The sequence below is a fragment of the Blastococcus sp. SYSU D00669 genome (genome assembly GCF_054050715.1).
Genome location: NZ_JBJGZV010000043.1, coordinates 36,696 through 42,726 on the forward strand (window position 1 = coordinate 36,696; position 6,031 = coordinate 42,726).

7 protein-coding genes are annotated in these 6,031 nt (G+C 71.9%); all 7 read left to right on the plus strand.

Annotation, left to right across the window (positions count from 1 at the left end; genetic code table 11):
* Positions 1 to 738 carry an SDR family oxidoreductase gene (locus tag ACI8AF_RS23120; RefSeq protein ID WP_456542110.1) on the plus strand — a complete coding sequence of 246 codons (738 nt, stop codon included), beginning with the start codon at positions 1 to 3 and terminating at the stop codon, positions 736 to 738.
* A 43-nt stretch (positions 739 to 781) separates the two neighbouring features.
* Positions 782 to 1,786 carry a Gfo/Idh/MocA family protein gene (locus ACI8AF_RS23125; protein WP_456542111.1) on the plus strand — a complete coding sequence of 335 codons (1,005 nt, stop codon included), beginning with the start codon at positions 782 to 784 and terminating at the stop codon, positions 1,784 to 1,786.
* A 124-nt stretch (positions 1,787 to 1,910) separates the two neighbouring features.
* Positions 1,911 to 2,798, plus strand: a complete 888-nt coding sequence (locus tag ACI8AF_RS23130; RefSeq protein ID WP_456542112.1) for a ThuA domain-containing protein — start codon at positions 1,911 to 1,913, stop codon at positions 2,796 to 2,798.
* A complete protein-coding gene (locus ACI8AF_RS23135) occupies positions 2,798 to 3,211 on the plus strand; it encodes a C-glycoside deglycosidase beta subunit domain-containing protein (protein ID WP_456542113.1) in 414 nt (137 codons plus the stop codon). The genes ACI8AF_RS23130 and ACI8AF_RS23135 overlap by 1 nt, the downstream gene beginning before the upstream one ends.
* Entirely contained in the window at positions 3,208 to 4,260 is a 1,053-nt protein-coding gene (locus tag ACI8AF_RS23140; protein ID WP_456542114.1) for a sugar phosphate isomerase/epimerase family protein, read from the plus strand. Before ACI8AF_RS23135 ends, ACI8AF_RS23140 begins: the two co-directional genes overlap by 4 nt.
* A 1-nt stretch (position 4,261) precedes the next feature.
* On the plus strand, positions 4,262 to 5,038 hold the full coding sequence (locus tag ACI8AF_RS23145) for a TIM barrel protein (RefSeq protein ID WP_456542115.1): 777 nt from the start codon (positions 4,262 to 4,264) through the stop codon (positions 5,036 to 5,038).
* Positions 5,035 to 6,006, plus strand: a complete 972-nt coding sequence (locus tag ACI8AF_RS23150; protein ID WP_456542116.1) for a ThuA domain-containing protein — start codon at positions 5,035 to 5,037, stop codon at positions 6,004 to 6,006. The genes ACI8AF_RS23145 and ACI8AF_RS23150 overlap by 4 nt, the downstream gene beginning before the upstream one ends.
* Positions 6,007 to 6,031: the final 25 nt, after the last annotated feature.

Here is a 6,031-nt window from a genome sequence, read left to right on the forward strand (position 1 = left end):
GTGGAGCTCGAGAACTCCGTCGTCCTGGTGACCGGCGCATCGTCGGGGATCGGCGCCGCCACGGCGCGGGCGGCCGCCGCCGCAGGCGCCCGCGTGGTGCTCGCCGCTCGTCGCGAGGAACGGATCGAGGACCTCGCCGAGCAGCTGCCCGACGCGCGTGCCGTGCCCTGCGACGTCACGGATGCCGGGCAGCTCGCGCAGGCGGTGCAGACGGCGGTCGACACCTACGGCCGCCTCGACGCGCTGGTCAACAACGCGGGTCAGGGGCTGCACGTCCCGCTGGAGGAGGTCGACCCGGCCGACTTCCGGGCCGTGCTGGAGCTGAACGTCGTCGCGCCCCTGGTCGCCATGCAGCTGGTCGTCCCGATCATGCGGCGCCAGGGGGGCGGCAGCATCGTCAACATCAGTTCCGGCACGACGCTGGTGGTCCGTCCCGGAGCCGGTGCCTACGCGGCATCCAAGGCCGCGTTGAACATGCTCTCCGGCGTCGCCCGGCTCGAGCTGGCCGACGCGGGGATCGCCGTCACCACCGTCTACCCGTTCATCACCGCCACCGAGTTCCACGACTCGTCGCGGGCCGACGGGCGACCGACTGCGGATCGCCCGGCGCCGGTTCCTCCCGAGCTGCAGCCGCAGCCTCCCGAGCTGGTCGCCGAGGTCGTCCTCGAGGTGATCCGCTCCGGAGCGGAGCGGGCCGACCTGGTGCCGAGCAGGTTCGGCGGAACGTACCGGGGGTGATCGTCCGGCCGTCGCCCCGAGTGGCGAGGGGGAGGAGCAGGCGGTGAGCTCGAACCAGGTCCGGTGGGGTCTCGTCGGCACCGGTGGCATCGGCCGGCGGACGGTCGGCGACCTCCGCCTGTGCGAGACGGCCGAGGTGGTCGCCGTCGCGTCGCGCGACCAGCAGCGGGCCGACGCGTTCGCGGCCGACCTCGGCCTCGCGCACGCGTTCGGCAGCCACTCCGGCATGTGCGCCTCGGCCGACGTCGACGCCGTCTACATCGGGACGCCGCACAGCACGCACTTCGCGTACGCACGAGAGGCGCTCCTGGCCGGCAAGCACGTGCTGTGCGAGAAGCCGCTGACCATGACCGCCGACGAGGCGCGGGAACTGGGCCGCATCGCTGCCGCGAACGGCGTGTTCCTGATGGAGGCGATGTGGACGAAGTTCAGCCCCGCCCTGCAGCGTGCCCGGGAGATCGTCCGGTCGGGGACGATCGGCGAGCCCCGCTTCGTCCAGTCCGGTCTCGGCTATCCGGTACCCGCTGACGGGCCGCCGAGGTTCTGGGACGCGGCCCTCGGCGGCGGCGCCCTGTACGACCTCGGCGTCTATGCGGTCACGCTGGCGCACACGTTCCTCGGGAGGCCCGAGGTGGTCACCGCCACGGGGACCATGCGGGACGGGGTCGACCTGCACGAGGCGTGCACCCTCGAGTTCGCCTCCGGTGCGTTCGCCCAGTTCGTCACGTCGATCACGTTCTTCGTTCCGCCCCGGGGCTGGATCGGGGGCACGAGGGGCGCCATCGACTTCGGTGAGCCCCTCTTCTCGCCGACCACGCTGACGGTCGCGACCGGGCGGCCGCCGTCGCCGCCGACGGTCGAGGAACTGACCTTCCCGAAGGAGGGCGCCGGCTACGTACCGATGTTCCGAGCGGTCGACGAGTGCATCCTCACCGGCGAGATCGAGCACCCCGCGCACCCCGTGGCCGCCACGGTCGAGGTGCTCGAGGTCCTGGAGCAGCTCCGGCAACGCCTCGCCGACGAGCGGGACCGGCGCGGCGAGACGTGATCGCGGGGCTATCACTCCGGCCGATCCCCGGCATCGACAGGAACGCTTTGTGCCCGGCGTCACCAGGCGCCAGGATGTTTCTGCACGAAACAAGCAAAAAATGGCCAACCCAAGGAGATCGCCCGTGCCGGACATCGGCCAGCGTCAGCTCGGCGGTGACGACAAGCTCAAGGCGCTCGTCGTCACCGGTCACACCGACATCCACCACGACTGGCGGACCATCTCGCCGATGCTGCGCGACCTGCTCAAGGAGACCGGGCTGTTCGACGTCCGGATCACCGAGGAGTTCCGCGGTGCGGGGCCGGAGACGCTCGAGCCCTACGACCTCGTCGTCCTCAACTACTTCGGCCGGTTCGAGCCGTGGAGCCGCGCCCCGGAGCAGCGCTGGGGCAGCCGTGCCGAGCAGGCGCTCTACGACTTCGTCGCCGCCGGCAGGGGCGTCGTCGTCTACCACGCCTCGCTGCAGATGGGCGCCGGCTGGGACGACGACTTCGAGACCATGGCCGGCGGCGTCATGCGCGAGCACTGCAGCCGCCGGGCGCCGATCGACGACTTCCGGCTGCACGTCGTCCAGCCCGACCACCCGATCACCTCCGGCATGCCGGAGTTCGTGCCGCACTACGACGACGACCTCTACGTCAACCTCCAGTGGGCGCCCGACGCCGACGTCGAGGTGCTGGTCACGGGCTGGGACAACCCGCTCCGCTACACCCAGGTGCCGTCGGAGTGGGACGCGCTCCCCGGCATGGGCGAGGAGCACGCGCTGGTCTGGACGAACCGCTACGGCGAGGGCCGGGTGTTCGCCAGCGGGATCGGGCACGGCCCCGAGGCGGTGTCGCACCCCTCGTTCCGCGGCCTGTTCGCCCGCGGCTGCGAGTGGGCCGCCACCGGGAAGGTCACCCTCGGCCTGCCCGAGGGCTTCGGCGAACCCGTGCCCGGCGGCGACTGGTGGCCCACCACCCTCGAACCGATGGTCCGCGACATGTACGAGCAACGGAAGGCGGCCCTCTGATGGCCACCGGCGACACCGTCCTGTCCGACGACAGCCTGATCCGGCGGCCCGAAGGCCTCGGCATCGCGCTCACCGTGCCCTGGTACCGCAGCCTGTGGCTGTCGAGCGTCAGCTCGATCGCGGTCTCGGTGGAGGGGCGCGAGGTCCCGGCCGACGACCTGCGGGTGGAGCTGGGGCAGCGGACCTACCGGGTCGACGAGCTCGCCGGCCAGTGGGACGTCCTCTGGTTCATCCAGGACCGGCTCGTCGTGGTGGTGCCGCTGGACGAGCCGCCGGCCGAGGGGGCCGGGGTGGACGTCGAGGTGACCGTCGACCTCCGGCTGCCCTACATGCAGATCGCCCCGCAGGTCTACGTCACCAACCACGCGAGCAACCGGCGCAGGCTGGTCGCGCACGCAGGAGCCGCCCGATGACCACGCAGACCGCACCCGCCGCCGCGCCCGCCGTCGAGGGCGCCGGCATCAAGCTCGGCCTCACGCTCTACTCGCTGACCAGCGAGTGGGCCGCCGGCCGCTACGACCTGCCCGGCCTGCTCGACGTCGTCGACTCCGCCGGCATCGGCCCGGGCATCGAGATCGTCGCGTCGCAGACGATCCGCACCTATCCCGAGGTGACCCCGGAGTTCGTGCGGTCGTGGCGGGACGCGTTCGACCGGCACGGCTTCGTGCCGAGCTCGTTCGGCTGCAACCTCGACATGGGGCGGCGCCGCGACCGGGACATGACCCCGGACGAGGAGTACGAGTTCACCGCCACCCAGTTCCGCAGCGCGCACGCCCTCGGCTTCCCGCTGGTGCGGATCCAGAGCGCCGAGCCGGAGCTGATCCGCCGGCTGCTGCCCCTGGCCGAGGAGCTCGACCTCACGATGGGCTGGGAGCTGCACGCCCCGCTCGGGCCCAACTCGCCCAAGGTGCTCGAGATCCGCGAGACGTACGAGCAGATCGGCTCGCCGCGGCTGGGCTTCGTCGCCGACTTCAGCGCCACCATGCACGCGATGTCGCCGACCATCCTGCGCAAGCTCGGGCGCATGGGCCTCGGCGCGGAAGAGCTCGACCGCCTGCAGCAGATCTGGGCCACCGACGCCGACATCAACGCCCGGCACGGGGAGTTCGTCGAGTACCTGCACTCCCGTGGCATCGCCCCGGAGTCGCTCGGCTCGTTCGCCCGCCTGGCGTTCAACATGCACGGGCACGTCGACCCCGCCGAGTGGGCCGACATCATGCCGCAGATCGTCCACGTGCACGCGAAGTTCTACGACATCGACGAGAACGGCGACGAGCCGGCGATCGACTACCCGGCCATCGTCGCCGAGTTCGTCCGCGGCGGGTACTCGGGCTTCTTCTCCAGCGAGTGGGAGGGCCACGCCTTCGCCGACCTCGACGAGGCCGACCCGGTCGATCTCGTCCGCAAGCAGCACGCCCTCATCCGCCGGTCGATCACGGCCGCCCTCAGCCAGAAGGACTGACGTGTACCAGCTCTCCGCCAACATCGAACTGCTCTTCACCGAGGCCGGCGCCGACGCCGGCGACCGGGTGCGCGCCGCCGCGGACGCCGGCTTCGACGCCGTCGAGATGTGGTTCTCCACCGACAAGGACCTCGACTCGCTGGGCAAGGCGCTCGCCGACACCGGCGTGCAGCTGACCTCGCTGCTGGCCGGGCCGCGGATGGGCTTCACCTTCCCGGGCACCGATCTCACGCCGGCTCACGAGGGGCTGGACACCGCCGTGGAGCACGCGAAGCTGCTCGGCTGCCCGCGGATCGTGCTCGCCTCGGGTGTGGGCTTCCCCGGGATGAACCGGCAGCGGAACCACCAGGTGATCATCGACATGTACGGGGAGGCGGTGGAGCGGCACAGCGACTCGGGTGTCGACTTCGTCCTCGAGCCCGTCAACTCGCGCGTGGACCACCCCGGCGCGCTCACCGACCGCACCGAGGACGCCGTGCACGTGGCCCGCGCCATCGGGTCGGAGCGGTTCGGCATCCTCTACGACCTCTACCACTCGATCGCCCAGGGCGAGGACCCGGCGACCGAGCTGGCCGACGCGGCGGGCTTCGTGAAGTACGTGCAGCTCGCCGACGCGCCGGGCCGGGGCGAGCCGGGCAGCGGGTCGGTCGACTGGCCGGCGCAGCTCGCCGTCCTCCGGGCGTCGGGCTACGACGGCCCGATCGGCCTGGAGTACTTCCCGACCGTCGAGACGGTGAAGTCGGTCGAGTACATCCGGTCGGTCGCGGCGGACGCATGACGGAACCCACGGGGAAGCTCGACGTCCTCATCGCGACAGGCAAGGTCAGCGTCGAGCACGACAACGAGTTCCGCAGCTTCCGCCACCACACGAACCTGCTGACGACGCTGCTGGAGTCCACCGGCCGGTTCCGCGTGCGGGTGCTCGAGGAGTTCCGCGGCATCGGCGATGAGCTGCTCGACCGGTTCGACGTCGTCCTGGTCATGTACGAGGGCCGCGACGACTACCACTCGGTCGCCGAGGGCTTCGGCCCGACGACGGAGCAGGCGCTGCTGCGCTTCGTGCGCGACGAGGGCAAGGGCGTGGTCTGGTTCCACGGCTCGTCGGTGCAGGAGCCGGAGTGGGGCTGGCCCGAGGAGTTCGACCGCATGCGCGGGGCGACGCTGTCCCGCGAGAGCGGGCTGCGCCCGCGCCCGCAGGGCGAGGTCGTCGTCCGGACGGCGGAGCCGCGGCACCCGGTCACGGCGGGCCTCGAGGCGCAGTGGTCGGTGGTGAACGACGACGTCCTCACCGGCGCGCGGATGGACCCCTCGGCGCAGGTGCTGCTCACCGTCTTCGACGACGTGGAGGACTACCGCCGGGCGGGCTGGCCGAACGCGCACACGCCGGTGGTCGTCCCCGAGGGCGGGCTCGAGGCGCTGCACGGCATGAACACCGACCAGCCGCTGGCCTGGGTCAACGAGTGGGGCGCCGGGCGCAGCTTCTGCGTGACCCTGGGGCACGACTGGGACACCTTCCGCAAGCTGCCGTTCATGACGCTGCTCGTCCGCGGGGTGGAGTGGGCGGCCACCGGCGAGGTGACCCTCGGCCCGCCGGAGCGGACCGGCGCCGCGCGGTGGCGGGTCTGGCCCTACTACGCCGGCGACACCGCCCGGTTCGACCGTTCCGTGCCGGCCGCGGGCGCGGCCGCCCCGCCCCAGCCCCCTGCAGCCCCACCCCCAGCCCCATCCCAACGCCCCGGACGTTGACCTCCAGGGCACGATAATCTAAAAA

Bases quoted from the DNA above. Each gene is read 5' to 3' on its own strand.
- ACI8AF_RS23140 (WP_456542114.1), top strand. From the start codon at position 3,208: ATGACCACGCAGACCGCACCCGCCGCCGCGCCCGCCGTCGAGGGCGCC.
- ACI8AF_RS23135 (WP_456542113.1), top strand. From the start codon at position 2,798: ATGGCCACCGGCGACACCGTCCTGTCCGACGACAGCCTGATCCGGCGG.
- ACI8AF_RS23150 (WP_456542116.1), top strand. From the start codon at position 5,035: ATGACGGAACCCACGGGGAAGCTCGACGTCCTCATCGCGACAGGCAAG.